Source organism: Actinopolymorpha alba DSM 45243 (genome assembly GCF_000373925.1).
GTDB classification, from domain to species: Bacteria; Actinomycetota; Actinomycetes; order Propionibacteriales; family Actinopolymorphaceae; genus Actinopolymorpha; species Actinopolymorpha alba.
In genome coordinates this window covers 20,365-40,884 of sequence record NZ_KB892770.1, presented here as the reverse complement: position 1 = coordinate 40,884, position 20,520 = coordinate 20,365, and the positions used below count along the sequence as shown (strand labels likewise).

The window sequence follows — 20,520 nt, the reverse complement described above, 5'->3', positions numbered from 1 at the left end:
CAGCGTCACGCAATGCGACCGGCGCGCGGGCGGGCTTCGCCTATGTGTTCTCGGTGGCGAGGGCGAACGCGATCCGCTGGGCCGCCCGGCTGATCGCCTGTCGCTTCTCGAAGACCCGCTCCAACCGGCGGCTGGGCAGCGACACCGCCACCGCGCCGGTGAGGTCCTCGAGCTTCACCGGCGCCGCCACGCACACCGTCCCGACGGCGTACTCCTCACGGTCAAGGGAGTACTCGCGCTCGGTCTCCAACCGCGCCAAGAGAACCTTGCTGTCAGTAATCGTGTGCGGGGTCAGATCGTTCAGATCGTGACGGGCAAGGTAGTCGCGGCGGTCGTCCTCGGGCAGGCAGGCGAGCAGACACTTGCCCAGCGCGGTCGCGTGACCCGCGTCGTGGAAACCGACCCAGAGATCGACGCGGGGCGCGGCGGGGCTGTCGACCACATCGACCAGCCTGATCTCGCCGTCCTCGTAGAACGAGAGGTACGCCGCGCTGCCGAGCTCATCGTGCAGCATCCGGAGGGTCGGGCGTACCCGCAGAGCGATCAACTGGCCGCGGCTGCGGTGGCTGAGAGCCGCGATCCGGTCGCCGAGCAGATAGCCGTCCTCGACCCGACACAGGTAGCCCTCGTGGACCAGCGTGCGGAGCAGGTGGTACGTCGTGGGCAATGGCTGGCCGGTCTGGCGGGCCAGCACCTTCGCGGGTACGGGCCGGTCAGCGGCACCCACCGCGTCGAGGAGGCGCAGCGCGCGTTGTACCGAACCAATCAGCGTGGGCTCGCCCCGACCTGCCACGTACGCCCTCCTCCGAAAGAACCACCGTACGTGGACCGGGTGGCAGTACGCCGGCTCTTGGTGTGGCTCACGGCGGGACCTCTTAGTCGTGGAGTGCGTGCTCGTGGTCGCGGTGCTGGGCCGACTCGATCTGGAACGTCGAATGCTCGACGTCGAAGTGATCCGACAGGCACTCCATCAGAGCGTCGAGGACCCGACCGGTGTGGCCGCCGTTCATCGTTCCCTCGTCGACCACCACGTGCGCCGACAGCACGGGGAGTCCTGACGTGATCGTCCAGGCGTGCAGGTCGTGGACGTCGATGACGCCGTCCAGATGGAGCATGTGGTGGCGTACGCGTTCGAGGTCGACGTCCTTCGGCGTGGCCTCGAGGAGTACGTCCACCGCGTCCCGCAGCAGGGCCCAGGCCCGCGGCAGGATCATGACACCCACGAGCATCGATGCCACCGCGTCGGCGCGCAGCCAGCCGGTGACCGCGATCACCACGGCGGCCACGACGACCGCGACCGAACCCAGCAGGTCGCCGAGCACCTCGAGATAGGCACCCCGCAGGTTGAGCGACTCCGCCTGAGCCCGCTGCAACAGCAGCAACGAGGCGGTGTTGGCGACCAGGCCGATCAGCGCCACCACCAGCATCAGGGTCGAGCCGACCTCGGGCGGGGCGAAGAGCCGCTCGAAACCCTCGACCAGGATGTAGAGCGCCAGCGCGAAGAGGAGGACAGCGTTGGCGACGGCCGCGAGGATCTCGACCCGCTGCCAGCCGAACGTCCGCCTCGTCGTCGGAGCGCGCTGCGCGATGGTCACGGCGATCAGCGCCATAGTGACCCCGGCGGCGTCCGCCGCCAGATGGCCAGCGTCTGCCAGGAGCGCCAGCGATCCCGACAGGACCGCGCCGACGACCTGCACCAGCAGCGTCACGACCGTGAGCGCCAGCACCAGGAGCAGCCGCCCGCGGTGCGCGCCCGTCGCGGTGCCGTGGCCGTGTCCCGCTCCCATTCCTGCTCTCCTCGGTGCTGTCCACGTGGTGTTGCCAGCGTGGAGCTGCCAGCGTGGGTGAGGTCAGCCGACGACCTTGAGGAACTCGACCAGGGCATGCGCGAGCTGCGGGCTCGCCAGCTCGTACCTGACCTGCCGGCCTTCCGGCGTCGCCACCACCAGACCACAACCGCGCAGGTAGGTCAGGTGGTTGGACAGGTTGGAACGCGTGCGGCCGAGGGACTCGGCCAACTTCGCGACGTCGGGCGGTGTTGCCGTTGGGCCGCTCACGCGAAGGTGGGATCAGCGCCCGGCTCGAGAAGCGCGCACCAGCGGGTCAGGTCCGCGAGGAAACCTGGGAGTTCCTCGAGTTGCTCCCGGGCACGAATGTCAGCTTTGTGGGGTTCGGTGGAGCCGGCACCGATCCGGCCGACGGTCACCTGGAGGCGCTCGCTGAGCCGGGCGAGCTTCAGCCCGGCGCGGCGCGCGGTCAGGTCCCGACCGGAGGTGAGCGGGGCTCCGCCCGCGTCGACGTACGCCGCGAGCCCCCGGCGTACCCGCGCCGGATCCGGCTCGGCCTTCCCGATGGTCGCGAACGTCAGCAGGGCCTGCGCGGCCTCCAACGGGGCGCTGTCGGGGCCGGAGGTGTCCCAGTCGACCAGGACCGGGCCGCGGTCAGTGATCAGGACGTTCCAGGGTTCGACGTCTCGATGGGTCAGCACGTAGCCCCCGGCGTTCGCGAACGCGTCCGCGATCCACCGCGATGTCTTGAGGATGACGGGAACGGCTTGGCGGAGGGCGGGTGCCCATGCCCTGCCCTGGGCCTCGCCGGCGGCAAGCCAGTCGTGCCACCGCTCCGGCGGGTGTAGGCCATACCACTCCGGCTCGGGCTGCGACCCCGCCAGCGGCTCCACCTGGTGCAGGCGGGCCAGCGTGGCGCCCACCCATTCACTGAGGTCGTCGCCTAAGTCGACCGGGCGATGGTCGAGCCATTCGTACACCCGGAAGATGCCGTACGACCCCACCAGCGCCGCACAACCAAACGCCGGACGCGGCGGCACGATCGCCACCGGCATGTCAAGACCACCTTGACGGGCGCGGCGTTCGAAATCCATCGACCGCTCGAGCGCCGCCCGCCACTCAGGCTCCGGCCCCAACCAGAGCCGCTTGACGAGGAAACGCCCGGCAATCGTGGTGAGGATCCAGGTCTCGAAACTTCCGTAGCGATGCGGGGTCAGCGACTCGATGGGATGCCCGAGGTCGAACGCCGATGCGACCATCGCCGCCGATGGGGAGGGGTGAGCCATTTGATCACGTTAGCGAGCCAGCCAGCCTCCGTCGACCGGGATGATCGCACCCGAGACATAGTCCGAGGCCGGCGAGGCAAGGAAGAGGAGCGCACCCGCCAGATCCTCCGGGCGCCCCCACCGGCCGGCCGGGATCCGGTCGAGGATCGCCTTGTTGCGCAGGGGATCCTGGCGCAACGCCACGGTGTTGTCGGTGGCCATGTAGCCGGGTGCGATCGCGTTGACGTTCACGTCGTACGCCGCCCACTCGTTGGCGAGCGCACGCATCAGGCCGACGAGACCGCTTTTGGCCGCCGCGTACCCGGGCACGGTGATGCCGCCCTGGAAACTCAACACCGACGCCGTGAAAATCACCTTGCCCGCCCGGCGTTCGAGCATCCGGCGTCCGACCTCGCGGGTCAACACGAACTGCGAGGAGAGGTTGACGGCGATCACCTCGTCCCACGCCTCGTCGGAATGCTCCGCGGCCGGCATTCGCCGGATCGTGCCGGCATTGTTGACGAGAATGTCGACCGGCCGGTCACGACCCGAGATCTCCCGCGCGAATTCGGAGACCGCGGTGCGGTCGGCGAAATCCACGGCGTACGCCTCGAACGCCCGGCCCCGGGCCGTGACCGCGCGCTCGACCGCGCTTCCGGACGGCTCGAGGTGCGCGCTCACACCGATGATGTCGGCGCCCGCGGCGGCCAGCGCGTCCGCCATTGCCAGGCCGAGACCCCGCCGCGCACCGGTGACCAGAGCCAGCCGGCCGGTCAGGTCGAAGAGGCCGAGCCCGGCCACCGGCGTACCCGCGTCCCTGCCTCCGCTCACGACTCCGCTCACGACTCCGCCTGGCAGTCGATCAGGACCTTCATCACGCCACCACCGGACTCCAGCGCGTCGAACGCCTCCGTGGCACCCGACAGCGGGACGACCCTCGAGATCAGTGCGGACGCGGGAACCACGCCACTGGCGACGAGACCGACCGCGTGCTCGAAGTCGGCCCGGGTGTAGACGCGGGTGCCGACGATCGTCAACTCCCGCAGGAAGACGCGGTTGAGGTCGACCGGGCGCGGCTCGGGGTGGATCGCGACGATGACCAACCGGCCGCGCACCCCCAGCACCTCCGTCGCCGAACGAACCCCGGCCGGCGCACCCGACACCTCGAACGCGACGGGTGCGCCCGCGCCCGCCGTCCACTCCGCGACGTACCCGGCCACGTCGGTCTGGGCCGGATCCACCGTGGTGAGGCCGATCCGCTCGGCGATCGCCCGGCGATGCGGGTCGGGCTCGGCAACGACCACCTCGGCGCCCTCCGCGATCGCGACCCGCGCGATCAGCAGGCCGATCGGGCCGCCACCGACGACGACGGCCTTCTCGCCGGCACGCAGCTCCGCGCGTCGCACGTCGTGAACCGCCACCGCCGTCGGCTCCACCAGGGCGGCCTGGTCGAGGGGAAGGTCGGCGGGAAGGGGTACGACAACCTCGGCCGGAACCGTCCAGCTTCCCTGCATGGCACCAGGCAGGTCCACGCCGATGACCTTCAGCGTCTGGCAGACATGCGTGTGGCCGGCCCGGCAGGCGGCGCAGGTGCCGCACCAACGCAGCGGCATCACCGTGACCGGATCGCCGCGCCGCCAGCCGGTGACACCTTCACCGACCGCCGCGATCCGGCCCGACGACTCGTGCCCGAGGATCCCCGGCAGCGGGACCCGGTCGTCCATCGCGCCGTGCCGGATGTGCAGGTCGGTGCCGCAGATGCCGGCGTACGCCACCTCGATCTGGACCTCACCGGGTCCGGGCGGCACCGTCGGACGGTCCTCGACGGTCAGGGTGCGGCTGCGGGTGTACAAGGCTGCGCGCATGAGTGCTCCTCGGTCCGGTCAACACCATCAAAGAACCCTTACCAGACAGCGCCTCCAGACCGGGAGTTCACTCGTCCAGGAGTTCGATGACGGGCGCGAACTGCTCGATGTACGGCTGGGCGACGGTGACGTACGAGATGCCGTACTGATCGCGGCGCCGGCGGAGGGTGTCAGCTATCTCCTTCGGCGTGCCACTGAGCCGGCTCACCGCGTCACGCGGCACGTCACGGACCAGCATCCGCATCGCCTCCGGCACCTCGCCGTCACCGACGACCAGGACGCTCAGCGCGAGCTCGAGCCCGTCGAACCGCGTGCCGGCGATCGCCCGCAGCTCGCGGATGCTGGCCGCGAGCCGCTCCTCGCCCACTTCGAGGAGGAACGGCAGCGCCAGGGTGTCGGCCTCGGCGACCGCGAGTTCGAGGAGCTGCCGGCGGGCACCAGCGAGCAGGATCCTGGGCGCCGGTCGCCCGGCGTCCGCGAACTGCCGCCTGACAGCCGCGACGATGTCGGCGACCTGTGCCACCCGCTGGCTCGGCGTACCAAACGGCACCGGAAACCAAGAATCAGCGAGACAACGGCCAGCAGAAGAAGTCCGATCGCCAAACGGAACTGCGGCGAATAGTCACTGGCGCGAACGTGGGTGTAGACCGCGCAGACGAAGAAGTTGGCTCGCACATCATCGTCCGTACCCCGTCGAACCGGAGTATCAGTTTCCCGGTGGATCTAGACCGGAGAAGGAACCCGTCTGTCCAGAACTATCTGGCTCGGTTTCGACGTGAAGGGTTGCCGATCTGATGGCGAGTAGGAATCGGTCTGCGGGTAGGAGTCAGTCCATGGAGCAGACGCAGGAGCAGAAGGTCCAGGCTGTCGTCGCCGCGTGGACCGACAAGACTGATGTCCCGATCGGCCAGGAGGCCCGGCGGGACATGTTGGTGAACACGTGGCCGGAGCTGGCGGAGGCGCTGCAGGCGCTCGCCCCGGTCGACTACGAGCCGATCGCCTCGGCTGACGAACTCGCGGAGCAGGTCCGCAAGCACGCGACCGTGATGATCCAGAACGTTTATGGAGGCGCGGTGCCGGTTGAGCAGTCCGGGGAATGAGGTCGCCGAGATCAGGGAGTACGCCAAGGCGGCGCTCATGGCCGTGGGGATGGATGACCCCGAAGGGTTCGGTGGAGCCCTGGAGCAGGTCGCCCTGCGGTGGGGAGACGGCGGTGTCGGCGCGTTCCTGTTCTTCCTGGGCCGCGCGTTCGCGGTCGCCGCCGAGGAGCACGGTGCGCCGGCCCCGGAGGACGGCGGGTTCTACCAGCTCGTCGTCGTCAATTGACGAACTCCCGGGTCGCCTCGTCCCTCACGACGTTCATCGCGTCGTTCCCTGCGACGTTCATCGCGTCGCCCCTCGGGTCGTTCATGGTGCGGTCTCCTCTCGCGCTCGCATCCTGAGAGCCGCGCCGGCCGCCTGGTGTGACATCGGCGGTGGAGATGTGACCTCCGCCTCATCGAGAACGGCGAACCTCAAGTTTGGTCGAGGTCAAGGCTAAGGTGCGTCCTGTGACCCATCTTCCGTCCGCCGCCGCGGAGCTCACCGTCGGCCAGCTCGCCGAACGCAGCGGGGTCGCCGTCTCCACGTTGCACTTCTATGAGTCGAAGGGGCTGATCCGCTCCCGCCGTACGTCCGGCAACCAGCGTCGCTACACCCGCGACATCCTGCGCCGGGTGGCGTTCATCCGGGTTTCGCAACGCCTCGGCATTCCGCTGAAGACCATCCGGGAGGCGCTGTCCCGCCTTCCCAACGAACGAACGCCGACCCGCCGGGACTGGATGGGCCTGTCCGCCGCCTGGCAATCAGAACTCGACGCCCGGATCGAACAACTGCAGCGCCTGCGCGACAACCTCACCGACTGCATCGGGTGCGGGTGCCTGAGCCTCGGGATCTGCCAACTGTCGAACCCCAACGACGTCCTCGGCACCACCGGCCCCGGTCCGCGTCGGCTCCTCACCGACGTCCAGGCGGCCGCCATCGACGCTGGGACCGCGGCTGCGACCGCGTGCGCAACCCCGAACGTCGACTGCACCGACCAGGACGACTGAGCGCGGGGGTGCGGGGAGTCCGCAACGATCCCTACAGCAGAGGACCCGCACGTCTCAGCATCCGGGCCGACTTGGTGTTAACTCGCGCCGACCAGGATTGTGAAAAGTTTGGGGTGCTATGACCCCCTTAAGTTTTCACGGTCTTGCTGAGGTGCTGCGGATGTGAGGCCAGTTCGGGTTCTCCTGGACCGAGTCGTCGCCAAGCAAGGCGAATTGAGTGTGCTTCGCGGGGGATTCCGCGTGAGGTGGCGGCTGTCTCGAATGGCGTACACCCGGTCGTATCGGATAGTGAGAAGCCAAGGTTCTGTCTCACATTGCGTACACCGTTTGATGGACCTCACGCGGCAAGTCCCCACCTCACTAGGCCAATTTGCCTTGCCTGGTGGGAACTTGCCCTGCCTCGCACTGCAGAAGGTGTACACAATGTGAGACAACGTCTGGCTTGTCTCACATCGTGGGCAGACCTGAAGGTGTCGCGGCGCGAACCTTGAGTAGATGCCCAGTTCCCGCGAAAAAGTGGGCGTCTACTCAAGGTTCGGCAAGCACGGGCACCTGGGCCGCCCCATCGTCGCCAGGTCCCACGTCGACCTCGGCTCAGCCAGCTGCCTGGCGCGACGGGGTTTTGACTAGGCCTGCGGGCGCGGCGTCCCGCTACAGGTCCAGCGCGATCCGGAGCATGGAAGCCACCCGCTCCATCACGTCGTGCTCGACGAGGCCAGCCTGCTCAACGCACGAGCGCTGGTAGAGCGCGTCGAGTTGTTGGGGAGTGACCCATCCGGTGCCCGGAAGCTCAACCGCCAGCAGGTGACCCGGATCCTCCGGTGTCACCTCGAGGGCGAGAAACCAGCCCTGTCCGGGTGACCCGTTGATGGCGTCCGTACTGACAACGACGACGAGGCGCTCGCGGCCGAAGCCTTTGGAGACGTAGCGCCAGATCTCACCCCGTCGCACGATAGGCGGTCTCCTCCGCCGAGCGATCTTCCTCGTCGCGGAGCTGACCTTCCTCGGAGACCTGGCCCGGCGCCTGCCACAGCGCGTAATGGCAGGCGGCCCGCGAGAGCCATGCCGAGAGGGACATGTCCGCGTCCGCGGCCGCGCGTTCGGCGAGCCAGTGCGCATCCCCCGACAGGCTCACCGTGATCTTCTTCGTTGTTGCCATACCGGCGACCATACCGATTGTCATACCAAACTGTCACCTCTCGGGCACCAGGGATAGCTACCCCAGGTTGACGGGCGCCAAGCTGGCATTGACGCGCGCCGCGAAGGTTCACGAAGGATCCTCGCGGGAGCCTTCGCCGGTTCACGCCGTCACGCGAGCATGACCGCCGACAACGACGATGGGAGAACGGCGTGAAGAAGTGGCAGTGCCTCGCATTGGGCGCGGCTTTGTCGACCTCACTCATGGTCGGCGCTTCGCCAAGCATGGCGGCAGTGACAGCGGGAAACGACAAGGGCTTCACGTTCGCGGTCATCGGCGACGTGCCGTACGGCCCCACCCAGATCACGGAGTTCCCGTCGGTGGTGGATCAGATCAACGCCGACCCCGACGTACGCCTGGTCGATCACCTCGGTGACATCAAGGATGGCTCGTCGCTGTGCAGCGACAGCTACTTCGCGCGCATCAGGTCAGACTTCGACCGGTTCGCGGACCCGCTGGTCTACACACCGGGCGACAACGAGTGGACCGACTGCCACCGCGCCAACAACGGCTCCTACAACCCGCTCGAACGTCTGACCGCGATCCGGCGCACGTTCTTTCCCGAGCCCGGTCGTACGCTCGGGCAGCACAAGGTCGCCGTGAAGTCCCAGGCCGCCGCCGGCTACGCCGAGAACGTCAGGTACACCCGCGCCGACGTGACCTTCGCCGCGGTCCACGTCGTCGGCAGCAACAACAGCCTGCTGCCGTGGACCGGCAACACCTCCGCCACGCCGGAGCAGTTGGCGGAGGTACGCGGGCGGACCGCCGCGGCGGTCCAACACATCAGGGAGACCTTCGCCCAGGCGAAGCGGGACCGTGACCGCGCGGTGGTGCTGCTGACCCAGGCCGACATGTTCGACCCGTCCGTGTCCAACCCGAACCCCGCGAACCTCTCCGGCTTCACGCCGATCATCCAGACGATCGCCGAGCAGGCCACGGCGTTCGACGGGCCGGTCTATCTGTTCAACGGCGACAGCCACGTCTACAACGCCGACCGGCCGCTCGCGAACGGCTCGAAGTGGCTGTCCGTGTACGGCGTGTCCGCCGTACCCAACCTCAACCGGATCACCGTCGACGGCTCCACCGGCGTGAACAGCTGGCTGAAGGTCACGATCAACGCGCGCGGCCCGCAGGTCCTCAGCTGGGTCAAGGTGCCGTACGCCTCGAACGGTTCCTGAGGCTCGGCTGACACCTCGGGGCGGAGAGCGCCGGCGCCGACCGCGCTCTCCGCCCGGCCAGAGGCTCAGAGGCGCGGTGGGTTCCGGCGCGGGGTGAGGGTGGCGTTCGGTAGGGCGGGCGCGGGAAGCCGGTCGCCGGCGTACCCCTCGACGGCGCCAAAGCGGTCAGAGGCCTTCTGCCAGTCTTCGCGCGCCTGGACGATGTCGGCGTGGCTGCGGCCGATGAAGTTCCACCACATGACGATCTGGTCGTCGAACGGCGTACCACCGAGCAGGACCAACCGGGCCGCGTCCTCCGACTCGTTCGTCAGCGTGAGGGTGTCGAACCCCGTGCTGGCGTAGCCCAACTCCGCCGGACGCAGGAGTACGCCACCCAGACGGACGTTCCCCTGGTCGACCAGCAGGCCGTGCTCGAAGCCGGGGTCCACCGCGAGCGTGGTCGTCGCCCCTGCCGCGAGGCGGAGCTCGGCACCCAGCAAAGGTGTGAACGTCCGCACCGGTGAGGTGTCCCCCGCAAGCGAGCCCAGGAAGACTCTGAGCTCAGCCCCGTCCACCTGGACGGGAGTGGGGGCGTAGTGCTGGAGATCCCGGCCAGCGTTCCGGTGCGCCGCCGGCAGCGCCACCCACAACTGGACGCCGTGCAGGACCCTGGTCCGCGCGGTTGAGACCTCCGAGTGGCTGATGCCGTAGCCGCCGGTCATGAGGTTGAGTTCGCCCGGGCGCACCAGGGCGTGCGTGCCCAGGCTGTCGCGGTGCTCGATCTCCCCGCTGAACAGCCAGCTCACCGTCTGCAGGCCGGTGTGCGGATGCGGGGGGACGTTCATGCCGCCCGCCTCGGCTACGTCGTCAGGGCCGTAGTGATCGGCGAAGCACCAGGCCCCGATCAGCGTCCGGGCCCGCTGCGGGAGCGATCGGCGTACCGACATCGCCCGCGGTCCGCCCAGAGGAACCTCACGTGCGGAAAGCACCTCGACGTACGGCGCCCGTGGTGTTCGTGGTGTCCGCTCGTCGGCGACCGCTCCGCAGCGCTGCTCGGCGGGTTCCGCCTCGACGTTGCTCACCGTCCACCGCCTCCGACAACTGGTTTCAGATTCAACAACCACCCTCGATGATAGGCCGCCGCTCCGATCGGTGGTCCGCCCAACCGGCTCGTACGGCCGGGCGACCTGCAGCGCTCCGCTCCCCGCGACCGCGGTCGGGGCCCCGTGGGCGGCGGCATCTGTGTCCTGATCGGTTGGCTGACCCGCCGGTACAGTCCCTGCCCATCGAATCCAAGGAGGACGCATGGCCGTTGATGTGTCGGTGCAGCTGACGTACGTAGTGACATGGCGGGAGATATCTGACGGACTGAAGATTCAGATGCGACACAGTCCAGTCGGGCGATGGTGCTATCGCGCCCTGTGGGGACTGGGCGCATTGCTCGGCTTGGTGAGCGCAGCCAACCTGTTGACCAGAGGTGTTGGTGCCGTCGGCTTGGGGGCGTGGAAGTTCTTTCTGATTCTCTGCCTCTTCTTGGTGGCCGTCCGCTGGCTGGCGGCTCTCGCCTTGCTCGCCTACGCCCGGCATCTGGGCGAACATCGCGTGACGGTCGATGAGGACGGGATCAGTACCGTTTCCGAGCGGCATGCGAATCAGACCGACTGGGGGTTCTACGGGCGCGGCGTCGAGGGCCGACGGGTATTCGTGCTGCTCACCCCGGACATCTGGGGAACCGGAGTGCTGCTCCTCCCCAAACGTGGTCTGGGTGCTCCGGAGGACTCCGAACGACTGCGGTCGCTGATCACCAGGCATCTCGCAGCCGCATGACCGCGGGCGTCAGGCGCCGTCCTTCTTCACCGGCTCCAGGATCGCCACGCACTCCACGTGGTGGGTCATCGGGAACGCGTCGAACGCACGCAGCCCCGCAAGGCTCCAGCCGTGCTCCGCGAAGTACCGGAGATCGCGGGCCAACGTCGCCGGGTCACAGGAGACGTACGCGATCCGGCGACGGGCGAGCGCCGCGACGCGGCGTACGACGGTCTGCCCGGCTCCTGAGCGCGGCGGGTCCAGCACCACCAGGTCCACCTGATCCAGGCCCGGACGGTCTCGATTGGCACCCGGCCCGCCGCCCCGGGCCGGCCTTCCGCGACTGAGCACCCGCTCGACCCGACCCCTCTCGATGGTGACGTTCGGCAGGTCCCGGAGGTTGTGCCGCGCGTCGCGGACCGCGATCGGGTCCTCCTCGACTCCGGTGAGCGTGCCGGCCGGCCCGACCCGCTCGGCCAGCGCGCCGACGAACAGCCCGACACCGCAGTACAGATCGAGAACCCGCTCACCGGAGCGCGGCTCCAGCGCCTCGAGGACAGCCTCGACGAGCGTGTCCGCCGCGGCCGGATGAACCTGCCAGAAGCCGGTCCCGCTCACCTGCCAGGTGCGGCCAGCCGCGTGTTCGCGTACGTACGGCAGGCCAGGACCCGGTTGCGGCTCACCGCGGACGAGCCGGACTGGGGCCGCGAGGCGCGGGACCTCGACGGCGCCGCGATTCCGGTCCGGGACCGCGACCACCCGGTCACCCGTCGCGGCCGACGCCGCCACCTCGATCTGGTCGGCGCCCGGCCAGCGGTGGCGCTCGATGCCGAGGCGTTCGATCTCGGGATGGGTGATGACGCAGGCGTCGACGGGCTCGATCTCGTGGGAGCGGTGCCGCCGGAAGCCGACCACGCCGTCGTCGCTGACGGCGAACCGCACGCGGGTACGCCAGCCGAGCCCGCTGTCGCCGGAGGGATCCTCGTCCGGGACGGGGGACGGCAGCGCCTCGACGGTCACCTCGACCTCGAGGCCGGCGATGCGACGCAACTGCTCCTTGACGACCGCGGCCTTCAGCTCCCGCTGCGCGGCAAGGGTCGCGTGCTGCCAGTCGCAGCCGCCGCAGCGCCCGGGACCCGCGTACGGGCACGGTGGGGCGACCCGGTCCGGAGAGCCGCGCAGGATCTCGATCGCATCGGCGCGTACCAACCGGGCGGTCTCCTCGACCACCCGGGCGCGGACGAGTTCGCCGGGCAGCGCATGCCGGACGAACACGACCTTCCCCTCGTGCCGGGCGACGCACCAACCGCCGTGCGCGACAGGACCGATTTCGAGTTCGAGAAGGTCGGAGGTGGAGGTCGTGGGAGCCGGGCCTTGGGAGCGGCCTTCGGGACGGTCTTCGGGGCGGGCAGATTCGTTCATAACGAGGACGAGTCTGCCCTTCGCCTGCCGTCGGCCCGCGAGCACCCGGGCCGGGTGTTCAGTCGCCGGCTACGGAGCCGCGCGCGGTGGCTTCGGCGTACCTCTCGTGTAGCCGTGACCGGATCTGCTCCGGCGTGTAGGCACGGCGCCGGCGTTCGGCCCGCGCGATCACCACTCCGGTCGCGGCCACGCCCAGCAGGCCCGCGACGCCCAGCACCTTCCACCAACGCATGCGGCCTAGGCTACGACCATGCCGGGCATGAGCATCAGCCTCGACGAGGCCCTGGACCTGACCCGCACCGGCGACCTCTGGCTGTTCCGTGGCCGGTCGGCGGCAGACCGGGCGATCCGGATCACCACGAACAGCCCGGTCAACCACGTCGGCATGACCGTCGCGCTCGAGGATCTGCCGCCGCTCATGTGGCACGCCGAGCTGGGCAAGTCGCTGCCGGACCTCTGGTCTGGCACGCACCAGCGCGGTGTCCAACTACACGACCTCCGCGCGTCGGTTCTGGTGTGGGCGCGTAAGTACGGCCAGCGGGTCTGGCTGCGTCAACTCGACCCGACAGCCACCCGGGCGATGGAAGACGGCGTACTCCGGACGATCGCGCGTTTGGACGGTACGCCGTTCCCCTCGACGGCCCGGCTCGCCACCCGTTGGGTGAGTGGGCGGGTCCCGAGGATCCTTCGGCGTGGGGAACGCCGCACCGAGTTGGAGACGGCCTACTGCGCGGAGGTCGTCGCGGTGACCTACCAGGCCATGGGACTCCTGCCCGGCGGCAAGCGCCCGAGTTGGTACGACCCGGGGCGCTTCTGGAGCGGCGACGACCTGGCCCTGTCGGGCGGCTGCCGTCTGGGCACGGAGATCTGCGTACAGATCCCCGGCGTGGACCCGACAACCAGTCGGTGAAGACGACAGCTAGCTTTGCGACCTCTCGGTGATCAACCACGAGGGAGGCAGACATGCGCATCCATCTCGACACCGACCTCGGCGGCGATCCCGATGATGCCTGCGCGCTGGCCATGCTGCTCGGTTGGCCTGGCGTCGAACTCCTCGGCATCACCACAGTGCTGGACCCGGCCGGCGTCCGGGCCGGCTACGTCCGCCACCTGCTCGAACTCGCCGGCCGAGCCGACATTCCCGTCGCGGCCGGTGCGGGCGCGTCGCTGACCACCGGACAACTGGCTGACCCGGTCATCGGTGACCCGCGGTACTGGCCGGCGAGCGCCCACCCCACGCCCTCACCGCCGGGCGCCGCCCTTGATCTCCTCAGCAGCAGCGTCGAGGCCGGCGCGACGGTCGTCGCGATCGGTCCTTGTACCAACCTGGCGATTCTTGCGACCTGCCGGCCAGGCAGTCTCGCCGAGACCTCCGTCGTGATGATGGGCGGTTGGGTACGCCCACCCGCCGCCGGTCTGCCGGCATGGGGCCCTGACCAGGACTGGAACGTGCAGTGGGACACCCGGGCGGCCAGCATCGTCATGAGCGCGGTCGGATGCCTGACGCTGACCACCCTGCCGGCGACGCTGGGCAGCCATCTGCGGGCGTCAGACCTCCCGCGCCTGCGAGCCGCCGGACCGCTCGGCGTACGCCTTGCCTCCCAGGCGGCCGCGTACGGCGAGGACGCCGGCATGACCCGGCTGGGCCATGCTCATACCGGACTTCCCGGCGATCTCCTGAACTTCCACTACGACCCGGTCACCTGCGCCGTCGCGCTGGGGTGGCCGGGCGCCACGGTCGAGGAGATGAACCTCCGGCCGGACCTCGACGGCGGCGTCCTGCGGTTCGTTCCGGACGAGAACGGAATCCGCACACGGGTCCTCGTGGACGTGGACGGCCCGGGTTTCACCGAGGTCTGGTTACGCGCCGTCGAAGCCGCCTCGACCGCCGATGCGGCCGCCGATGCGACCGCCGATGCGGCCGCCGCCGACGGCCCGCGGCCGCTCGGGTAGCTTCTGAAGAAATACGCGGAAAGATTCTCGCCGGGACGTCGAGAACTCCCCACCCACTCCGACGTCACCGCTGAGAGTCGCCCAACCGGGCGCGCCAACCAGAAGGTGTGACGCCGTGAAGTACATCCTGCTGATCTACCAAAACCCCGCCACCTGGGCGACCCTCTCCGAAGAGGAACGCAACGGCCTGATGAACGAGGCTGGCGAGATCTGGAAGGAACTCACCGAGTCCGGCGAATGGGTCGGTGGGGAAGCGTTGGCTGACTCCTCCCAGACCAAGACGGTCCGGGTGCGGGACGGCGTACCCGCGGTCACCGACGGCCCGTTCAGCGAGACCAAGGAGCAGCTGGCCGGCTACTGCATCGTCGACTGCGCCACCCCCGAGCGCGCGATCGAGATCGCCGCCCGCTGGCCGGACGCGAGGTACTGGGCGATGGAGGTCCGGCCGCTCCACGGTGAGCCCGAACCCGAGGCGTGACGACCAATCCTGTGCCCGAGGACCTGCTGCGCGAACTCGCGCCGCAGGTCCTCGGCGCGCTCGTCCGCCGTTATGGACACTTCGACGCCTGCGAGGACGCCGTACAGGAGGCGCTACTGGCGGCCGCCGTCCAGTGGCCCGAGCAGGGTACGCCGGACAACCCGAAGGCCTGGCTGATCACCGTCGCCTCCCGGCGGTTGACCGACCAGCTCCGCAGCGACCAGGCCCGCCGGCAGCGGGAAGCGACCGCGGCGACCTTGGGCCCGGCGGATGAGTTCGTGACGCCGGCCGCCGACGACACCCGCGTCTCCGGCGAAGACGACACGCTGACTCTTCTGTTCCTGTGCTGCCACCCGGCTCTGTCCCAGCCGTCGCAGCTCGCGCTCACCCTGCGGGCGGTCGGTGGTTTGACGACGGCGCAGATCGCCCACGCGTTCCTCGTACCCGAGGCGACCATGGCCCAGCGCATCAGCCGGGCCAAGCAACGCATCAAGGCCACGGGTACGGCGTTCCAGATGCCTCCCGAACAAGAACGCGTGGAACGGCTGCGAGTCGTCCTGCACGTTCTGTATCTGATCTTCAACGAGGGCTACACCGCGACGTCCGGGCCTGACCTGCAGCGGACCGACCTCACCGCCGAGGCGATCCGGCTGGCCCGCACCCTTCACCGGCTCCTGCCGGATGACGGCGAGGTCGCGGGGCTCCTCGCCCTCATGCTGTTGACCGACGCGCGGCGGCCTGCACGGACCAGCCCGAACGGCGACCTGATCCCGCTCGCCGAGCAGAACCGCGACCTGTGGAACACCCAGGCTATTGCCGAGGGCGTCGCGCTGATCACCGATGCGCTGGCGAGATTCCCGGTTGGTTCGTACCAACTCCAGGCGGCCATCGCCGCGATCCACGACGAGGCACCGGGCGCGGAGGACACCGACTGGCGGCAGATCCTCGCGTTGTACCAACTCCTCGAACGCCTCTCACCGAACCCCATGATCGCTCTCAACCACGCTGTCGCGGTGGCGATGGTCGAGGGGCCACGGGCGGGGCTCGACCACCTCAAGGCGCTCGACGAGGACGACCGGCTGGCGGAGCATCACCGACTCCACGCCGTACGCGCGCACCTCCTGGAGATGGCGGGCGACCACGCGGCCGCCCGCGCCGCCTACCACCAGGCCGCCCGGCGGACGACGAGCCTGCCCGAACAGCGCTACCTCGACGCCCGGGCCGCGCGCCTTCCTCGGGACGACGACGGGTAGCTGCCTCCTGCCGGCCGGAGTTGGGGCCGTGAGTCAGATCCAGTAGTTGTCGTGCCGGAGGTAGAACTCCAGCTTCTCCTCCTCGCTGAGCACCCGACCCCCTGCGATCTCGGCCAGGGTCTCGAAGTACTCCTCGCGCGGCGCACCCGGCGCGAACAGCAGCAGCATCGACGCCGGCTCTCCAGACTCGTTACGGAAGCCATGGATGCCACCCTCGGGTACGAAGAGGAAGTCGCCCGGCGTGCCGTCGATCCACTTGTTCCCGTCGTACAACCGGACGGTCCCAGACAGAATGTAGAACGACTCCGAGATCGTCTTGTGGAAGTGGGGGTCGGGGCCGGTGCGTCCGGGGCCGAAGTTCCAGCGGTAGAGGCCGAACTCGCTCTTGGTGTCCGCGCCCTTCGCGAGGTAGTCGACGCTGCCGGCCGACGGATAGACGAGTTCGGGTTCGTGGTCGGCGGGCCGGTAGACCGCGCTCACCTCGCCGGTGTCACCGAAGTAGGTGGGTTCGGGGTACGACATGCTGCTGTCCTCTCGGTCGCGGAGCTACCACCTCGTGGAGGGGACGCGTCAGGTATCGGCGCGAACCGCTCGTACCCACGATCCTCTCGCCTTGCTGGATTCGCCTTCGTTTTGGGTCGGGGGCACCCTTGTACGGCTCTATTGGCCAAGGGTGCCCCCGACCCAGAACGGTGGCCCTGGCGGATGCCGGATGCCCTTGTTTTGTTGGGCTTTCGGGCCGGGGTCTTGTCGGTGGTGGCCGCTAGTGTTCGGGTATGGATTCGACCTCGGCGGACACGGGCCGGCACCCGTTCTCGGTGCTGGTCGAGCGGATACGTGCCCGTCTCGCTGAGGAGTCCGGTGCGCTGTTCTGGTCGACTCCTCACGAGGAGCTCATCGACCTGCTCATGAACCTGGAAGCTCTCTCGGCACAGATCGAGGCGGTCAAACTTCAGGTGATCCGCGAGGCGGACCGGCAGGACCTGGGCCGCACGGTTGGTGCGACCAGTACCGCCGCCTTGTTGTCGTCGCTGCTGCGGATGCGGCCGGAACACGCGCGGGCGGCGGTGCGCCTGGCGAACGATCTGGACACCGCGTTGCCGCTTGTGCAGCTTGCGTTGAACGCCGGTGAAATCAGCGTCGACCACGCTCGGGTGATCGCGAAAGCGATCCGCGATCTACCGAAAGAGGCCGGACAGGAAACCAGAGCCGAGGCCGAACAGGTCCTGGTCGAGCATGCTCGCGTGTTTGACCCGAAAGACCTGGCCGGGCTGGGCAAAGCCGTCTTGAACGCGGTCGACCCCGACCTGGCCGACAAGGTGTTGGCGAAGAAGCTCGCCGAAGAAGAAGCCAAGGCTGCCCGGCGGTGCGAGTTGTCCCTGTACGACGCCCCAGACGGATCCGGCACCTATCTTCGCGGCAAGCTCGACCCGATCGCGGCCGACCGGTTCCGCACCGCCATCGAGCCCCTGTCCAAACCCCTGCCCACCACCGCCGACGGGCTGGACCCCCGAAGCGCCGCCCAGCGTCGAGGCGAGGCGTTGGACGAGCTCGTCCGCCGCTACCTCAACTCCGGGACGTCCCCGTCGCAGGGTGGGGAGAAGCCCCACATCGTTGTGACCATCACCGACGAGAACCTGGTCAACGGCACCGGACTCGGCCGACTGCTGCGTACCGGCACCTACGTGTCGGCACGCACGGTTCAGGAGTGGGCGTGTGATGCGAAGGTCAGCTGGTTCGGCATCCGCGACGGCGAGGTTGCCCTGTCGGACGGGACACGGTTCTTCACCGGACGCCTCCGCAAGTTGTTGGAGCTACGGGATCGGGGATGTGCATTCCCCGGCTGCGACCGGCCACCCGCCTGGTGCCACGGCCACCACATTCGTTCATGGCTCGACGGCGGCTCGACCACGCTGGCCAACGGGACCTTGCTTTGCGGTTATCATCACCGCCTCATCCACCAAGGAGCCTGGCAAGTCCAGGTTGCGGTGGACGGCGTGCCCGAATTCATCCCACCCGAATGGATCGACACCAACGCAACCCCATCCGCAACCAACGCCTCCGAACCTGACAGGCCAGGAGTAGCAGAGCACCACTACCTACAGCGGGACCGGCGTGTCGAGCCAGGTGCGCAAATCTTCGTGGCTTTTGGTGTACGCCTGGTTTCCCTCGAGGCACTCCTCTATGCACAGCACCTCATAAATGCCGGTATAGAGCCAGTGCTGTAGCGCGAACGACGGCGGAAGCTCGCCCGCGATCTCCCGGTAGCCGGCGAGAAAGGGGTCCTCGCACCCTTCGTAGCAATCAAAAACGCCCTGGAGCCGGTTGGCGAAGTCCCACACGAAATCCCACTCCCGGACCAGCTCGAAGTCGATCAGCCCGACGAACCGGCCACTGGCGATCAGGGTGTTATCGAGGTGCAGGTCACGATGCACCAAGCGGGGTTGGACTGTCGGCAGTGCGGCGAGTCCGCACTCAATCCGCCGCTCCGCCTCGGTGAGCACGCCGGCCGACACCAGCGAACCCTGGTCTCGGATCGCCCGGATCGCGGCGTCAGGGCGGGCGGCATCGGCCCAGGTGGCATGTGTTTCACCACGATCGTCAACCCAGCCAGAGAATTCTGGCAGATCAAAGCTGTGCAACCAGCCGACAGCCCGACCGAAGTCAGCGAAGAACTCCGCCCGCTGGACGTCGGTCAGCGTCCAGATCGGGTCACCCGCGGCCTCGGCGTCAACGAAGCGTTGCACCGACAGCTGGCGTCCGTCGAACTCCGGGCACTCCCACACCAGATACAGCAGTTCCGGCACGGGAAACCCCACCTCGGCAAGCCACCGCTGCGCCCGGATCTGCCCATGTCGTGATGCTGGCCGTCGTACGCCCACGAACACAAGCAAGTTTCGGTTGACAGTAGCGAGAGAGCGTTCACCGACAGACGATCAGCCGTCACGGTTCCAGCGAAGGTGTGGGTGCGCCACCGCTCCCCTCCACACACGCGGCGGCCCGGCGAAGGAGCAGCGCGCGCTCGCGTTCGTTCCGGGTGAGGGAGGCGGCGCGCTCGAACTCCTCCCGCGCCTCGTCCAGGCGGTCGAGCTTTGCGAGCAGGTCACCTCGCACGCTCGGCAGGAGGTGGTATTCCTTCAACGACGGCTCCGAGGTCAACGTTTCGACGAGTTCGAGACCGACCGCCGGCCCGAAGGCCATCGCGAGTGCGACGGCGCGGTTGAGTTCGACAACTGGCGACGGTACGAGTTGCGCGAGCGCGGCATACAAAGCGGCGATCCGGGCCCAGTCGGTCTCCTCCGGCGTACCCGCCCGCGCGTGGCAGGCGGCGATCGCGGCCTGCAGGGCGTACGGCCCAGGTGGCTGGTCAGACCCGCTCGCGCGGTCGAGGGCCGTGAGTCCGCGCCGGATCAGCAACCGGTCCCAGCGGCTGCGGTTCTGGTCGAGGAGCAGGATGGGTTCGCCCCGCGGGCCGGTCCGGGCCCATGCCCGGGACGCCTGGAGTTCCATCAACGCGACCAGGCCGTGCACCTCGGGTTCGGACGGAACCAACTCGGCCAGGATCCGCCCCAGCCGCAGCGCCTCCTCACACAGCGCCGGCCGCATCCAGTCATCCCCGGCGGTCGCCGCGTAGCCCTCGTTGAAGATCAGGTAGATGACCTCGAGGACGGACGACAGACGGGTGGCCCGATTCTCTCCGGTCGGAACCTCGAACGGCACCTGCGCCTTGGCGAGGCTGCGTTTCGCACGGACGATCCGCTGGGCGATGGTCGACTCGCGGACAAGGAACGCCCGCGCGATCTCGTCGGTCGTCAGCCCACCGAGCAGGCGCAGCGTGAGCGCGATCCGCGCTTCGGTCGACAGGACCGGGTGGCACGCGACGAAGATCAGGCGCAGGAGGTCGTCCTCGATGGTGTCCTCGAACGCCGCGTCGAGGTCCGGCGTGGATTCCTCACCGTCGATCGCGAGTTCACGACCGATCTCCGCGAGCTTGCGTTCGTACCGCTCCTGACGGCGGATCTGGTCGATCGCGCGGCGCTTGGCGATCGCCATGAGCCAGGCGCCGGGATTGCGGGGTACGCCGGATCCGGGCCACTGCTCCAGCGCGGCGACCAGCGCGTCCTGGGCGAGTTCCTCCGCGAGCCCGACGTCGCGCACCATCCGGGCCAGCCCGGCGATGAGCCTGGGCGACTCGATTCTCCAAACCGCGTCGATCGCGCGATGGGTCTCAGGAACGGACACCCAC

At 68.8% G+C, this 20,520-nt stretch carries 23 protein-coding genes and 2 pseudogenes; 10 read left to right on the top strand and 15 right to left on the bottom strand.

Annotation, left to right across the window (positions count from 1 at the left end):
• Positions 1-40: 40 nt before the first annotated feature.
• The 7 genes and pseudogenes from B141_RS0124200 to B141_RS42420 form a co-directional block, all read right to left on the bottom strand.
• Complete coding sequence (locus B141_RS0124200) at positions 41-793, bottom strand: IclR family transcriptional regulator (RefSeq protein ID WP_020577772.1); 753 nt, start codon at positions 791-793, stop codon at positions 41-43.
• An 82-nt stretch (positions 794-875) separates the two neighbouring features.
• The gene (locus tag B141_RS0124195) at positions 876-1,787 is read right to left on the bottom strand and encodes a cation diffusion facilitator family transporter (protein ID WP_020577771.1); all 912 of its coding nucleotides are present in this window, start codon (positions 1,785-1,787) and stop codon (positions 876-878) included.
• Between the two features lie 63 nt (positions 1,788-1,850).
• Positions 1,851-2,018, bottom strand: a pseudogene (locus B141_RS42425) (transcriptional regulator); the annotation flags it as partial.
• Positions 2,019-2,053: 35 nt separating this feature from the next.
• Positions 2,054-3,073: an aminoglycoside phosphotransferase family protein gene (locus B141_RS0124185; RefSeq protein ID WP_084678482.1), complete on the bottom strand. Its 1,020-nt coding sequence runs from the start codon at positions 3,071-3,073 to the stop codon at positions 2,054-2,056.
• 9 nt (positions 3,074-3,082) lie between these two features.
• Positions 3,083-3,895 carry an SDR family oxidoreductase gene (locus B141_RS0124180; protein WP_272944105.1) on the bottom strand — a complete coding sequence of 271 codons (813 nt, stop codon included), beginning with the start codon at positions 3,893-3,895 and terminating at the stop codon, positions 3,083-3,085.
• The gene (locus tag B141_RS0124175) at positions 3,892-4,917 is read right to left on the bottom strand and encodes a zinc-dependent alcohol dehydrogenase (RefSeq protein ID WP_020577767.1); all 1,026 of its coding nucleotides are present in this window, start codon (positions 4,915-4,917) and stop codon (positions 3,892-3,894) included. The genes B141_RS0124180 and B141_RS0124175 overlap by 4 nt, the downstream gene beginning before the upstream one ends.
• A gap of 67 nt (positions 4,918-4,984) precedes the next feature.
• A complete protein-coding gene (locus B141_RS42420) occupies positions 4,985-5,467 on the bottom strand; it encodes a hypothetical protein (protein ID WP_157181237.1) in 483 nt (160 codons plus the stop codon).
• A gap of 283 nt (positions 5,468-5,750) precedes the next feature.
• On the opposite strand from B141_RS42420, the gene B141_RS0124165 reads away from it, so the two are divergent.
• The 3 genes from B141_RS0124165 to soxR all read left to right on the top strand — a co-directional run bounded on the left by B141_RS0124165 (position 5,751) and on the right by soxR (position 7,007).
• Positions 5,751-6,017, top strand: a complete 267-nt coding sequence (locus B141_RS0124165; protein ID WP_020577765.1) for a hypothetical protein — start codon at positions 5,751-5,753, stop codon at positions 6,015-6,017.
• The gene (locus B141_RS0124160) at positions 5,998-6,243 is read left to right on the top strand and encodes a hypothetical protein (RefSeq protein ID WP_020577764.1); all 246 of its coding nucleotides are present in this window, start codon (positions 5,998-6,000) and stop codon (positions 6,241-6,243) included. Before B141_RS0124165 ends, B141_RS0124160 begins: the two co-directional genes overlap by 20 nt.
• A gap of 224 nt (positions 6,244-6,467) precedes the next feature.
• Positions 6,468-7,007 carry a redox-sensitive transcriptional activator SoxR gene (gene soxR, locus B141_RS0124150; protein WP_020577762.1) on the top strand — a complete coding sequence of 180 codons (540 nt, stop codon included), beginning with the start codon at positions 6,468-6,470 and terminating at the stop codon, positions 7,005-7,007.
• Positions 7,008-7,658: 651 nt separating this feature from the next.
• Here soxR and B141_RS0124145 read toward each other — a convergent pair.
• Positions 7,659-7,958 carry a type II toxin-antitoxin system PemK/MazF family toxin gene (locus B141_RS0124145; RefSeq protein ID WP_020577761.1) on the bottom strand — a complete coding sequence of 100 codons (300 nt, stop codon included), beginning with the start codon at positions 7,956-7,958 and terminating at the stop codon, positions 7,659-7,661.
• A complete protein-coding gene (locus B141_RS0124140; protein ID WP_157181236.1) occupies positions 7,945-8,166 on the bottom strand; it encodes a hypothetical protein in 222 nt (73 codons plus the stop codon). The genes B141_RS0124145 and B141_RS0124140 overlap by 14 nt, the downstream gene beginning before the upstream one ends.
• A 263-nt stretch (positions 8,167-8,429) precedes the next feature.
• Between B141_RS0124140 and B141_RS0124135 the strand changes: the two genes are divergently transcribed.
• Complete coding sequence (locus tag B141_RS0124135; RefSeq protein WP_420313604.1) at positions 8,430-9,383, top strand: metallophosphoesterase; 954 nt, start codon at positions 8,430-8,432, stop codon at positions 9,381-9,383.
• 65 nt (positions 9,384-9,448) lie between these two features.
• On the opposite strand, the gene B141_RS0124130 is transcribed toward B141_RS0124135, so the two are convergent.
• The gene (locus B141_RS0124130) at positions 9,449-10,444 is read right to left on the bottom strand and encodes a pirin family protein (RefSeq protein ID WP_020577758.1); all 996 of its coding nucleotides are present in this window, start codon (positions 10,442-10,444) and stop codon (positions 9,449-9,451) included.
• 223 nt (positions 10,445-10,667) lie between these two features.
• Between B141_RS0124130 and B141_RS0124125 the strand changes: the two genes are divergently transcribed.
• Complete coding sequence (locus tag B141_RS0124125; protein ID WP_020577757.1) at positions 10,668-11,189, top strand: YcxB family protein; 522 nt, start codon at positions 10,668-10,670, stop codon at positions 11,187-11,189.
• Positions 11,190-11,198: 9 nt separating this feature from the next.
• Here B141_RS0124125 and B141_RS0124120 read toward each other — a convergent pair whose 3' ends face one another.
• On the bottom strand, positions 11,199-12,590 hold the full coding sequence (locus tag B141_RS0124120; protein ID WP_020577756.1) for a class I SAM-dependent RNA methyltransferase: 1,392 nt from the start codon (positions 12,588-12,590) through the stop codon (positions 11,199-11,201).
• Positions 12,591-12,648: 58 nt separating this feature from the next.
• A complete protein-coding gene (locus B141_RS50360; protein WP_020577755.1) occupies positions 12,649-12,822 on the bottom strand; it encodes a hypothetical protein in 174 nt (57 codons plus the stop codon).
• Between the two features lie 27 nt (positions 12,823-12,849).
• Between B141_RS50360 and B141_RS0124110 the strand changes: the two genes are divergently transcribed.
• The 4 genes from B141_RS0124110 to B141_RS0124095 all read left to right on the top strand — a co-directional run bounded on the left by B141_RS0124110 (position 12,850) and on the right by B141_RS0124095 (position 16,274).
• Positions 12,850-13,500: a C40 family peptidase gene (locus tag B141_RS0124110; RefSeq protein WP_020577754.1), complete on the top strand. Its 651-nt coding sequence runs from the start codon at positions 12,850-12,852 to the stop codon at positions 13,498-13,500.
• A gap of 53 nt (positions 13,501-13,553) precedes the next feature.
• Positions 13,554-14,543, top strand: a complete 990-nt coding sequence (locus B141_RS0124105) for a nucleoside hydrolase (protein ID WP_020577753.1) — start codon at positions 13,554-13,556, stop codon at positions 14,541-14,543.
• Between the two features lie 115 nt (positions 14,544-14,658).
• Positions 14,659-15,021: a YciI family protein gene (locus tag B141_RS0124100; RefSeq protein WP_020577752.1), complete on the top strand. Its 363-nt coding sequence runs from the start codon at positions 14,659-14,661 to the stop codon at positions 15,019-15,021.
• Entirely contained in the window at positions 15,018-16,274 is a 1,257-nt protein-coding gene (locus B141_RS0124095; protein ID WP_020577751.1) for an RNA polymerase sigma factor, read from the top strand. The genes B141_RS0124100 and B141_RS0124095 overlap by 4 nt, the downstream gene beginning before the upstream one ends.
• A 33-nt stretch (positions 16,275-16,307) precedes the next feature.
• Here the strand turns inward: B141_RS0124095 and B141_RS0124090 are convergent, their stop codons facing one another.
• Positions 16,308-16,796, bottom strand: coding sequence for a cupin domain-containing protein (locus B141_RS0124090; protein WP_020577750.1), 489 nt, complete (start codon positions 16,794-16,796; stop codon positions 16,308-16,310).
• Positions 16,797-17,050: 254 nt separating this feature from the next.
• Between B141_RS0124090 and B141_RS0124085 the strand changes: the two genes are divergently transcribed.
• Positions 17,051-18,502 (top strand): HNH endonuclease signature motif containing protein, encoded by a 1,452-nt coding sequence (locus B141_RS0124085; protein ID WP_020577749.1) that lies wholly within the window; start codon positions 17,051-17,053, stop codon positions 18,500-18,502.
• A 102-nt stretch (positions 18,503-18,604) separates the two neighbouring features.
• Here the strand turns inward: B141_RS0124085 and B141_RS51625 are convergent.
• Both B141_RS51625 and B141_RS0124075 read right to left on the bottom strand, forming a co-directional pair.
• Positions 18,605-19,156 (bottom strand): annotated as a pseudogene (locus B141_RS51625) (phosphotransferase family protein); the annotation flags it as partial.
• A 61-nt stretch (positions 19,157-19,217) separates the two neighbouring features.
• The gene (locus tag B141_RS0124075) at positions 19,218-20,516 is read right to left on the bottom strand and encodes an RNA polymerase sigma factor (protein WP_026257536.1); all 1,299 of its coding nucleotides are present in this window, start codon (positions 20,514-20,516) and stop codon (positions 19,218-19,220) included.
• Positions 20,517-20,520: the final 4 nt, after the last annotated feature.

What these genes read in the sequence shown, in the direction of transcription:
- B141_RS0124090 (WP_020577750.1), bottom strand. Translation starts at nt 16,796, where the DNA reads ATGTCGTACCCCGAACCCACCTACTTCGGTGACACCGGCGAGGTGAGC.
- B141_RS50360 (WP_020577755.1), bottom strand. Translation starts at nt 12,822, where the DNA reads ATGCGTTGGTGGAAGGTGCTGGGCGTCGCGGGCCTGCTGGGCGTGGCC.
- B141_RS0124110 (WP_020577754.1), top strand. Translation starts at nt 12,850, where the DNA reads ATGAGCATCAGCCTCGACGAGGCCCTGGACCTGACCCGCACCGGCGAC.
- B141_RS0124165 (WP_020577765.1), top strand. Translation starts at nt 5,751, where the DNA reads ATGGAGCAGACGCAGGAGCAGAAGGTCCAGGCTGTCGTCGCCGCGTGG.
- B141_RS0124140 (WP_157181236.1), bottom strand. Translation starts at nt 8,166, where the DNA reads ATGGCAACAACGAAGAAGATCACGGTGAGCCTGTCGGGGGATGCGCAC.
- B141_RS0124195 (WP_020577771.1), bottom strand. Translation starts at nt 1,787, where the DNA reads ATGGGAGCGGGACACGGCCACGGCACCGCGACGGGCGCGCACCGCGGG.
- B141_RS0124175 (WP_020577767.1), bottom strand. Translation starts at nt 4,917, where the DNA reads ATGCGCGCAGCCTTGTACACCCGCAGCCGCACCCTGACCGTCGAGGAC.
- B141_RS0124135 (WP_420313604.1), top strand. Translation starts at nt 8,430, where the DNA reads ATGGCGGCAGTGACAGCGGGAAACGACAAGGGCTTCACGTTCGCGGTC.
- B141_RS0124120 (WP_020577756.1), bottom strand. Translation starts at nt 12,590, where the DNA reads ATGAACGAATCTGCCCGCCCCGAAGACCGTCCCGAAGGCCGCTCCCAA.
- B141_RS0124185 (WP_084678482.1), bottom strand. Translation starts at nt 3,073, where the DNA reads ATGGCTCACCCCTCCCCATCGGCGGCGATGGTCGCATCGGCGTTCGAC.
- B141_RS0124125 (WP_020577757.1), top strand. Translation starts at nt 10,668, where the DNA reads ATGGCCGTTGATGTGTCGGTGCAGCTGACGTACGTAGTGACATGGCGG.
- B141_RS0124085 (WP_020577749.1), top strand. Translation starts at nt 17,051, where the DNA reads ATGGATTCGACCTCGGCGGACACGGGCCGGCACCCGTTCTCGGTGCTG.
- B141_RS0124105 (WP_020577753.1), top strand. Translation starts at nt 13,554, where the DNA reads ATGCGCATCCATCTCGACACCGACCTCGGCGGCGATCCCGATGATGCC.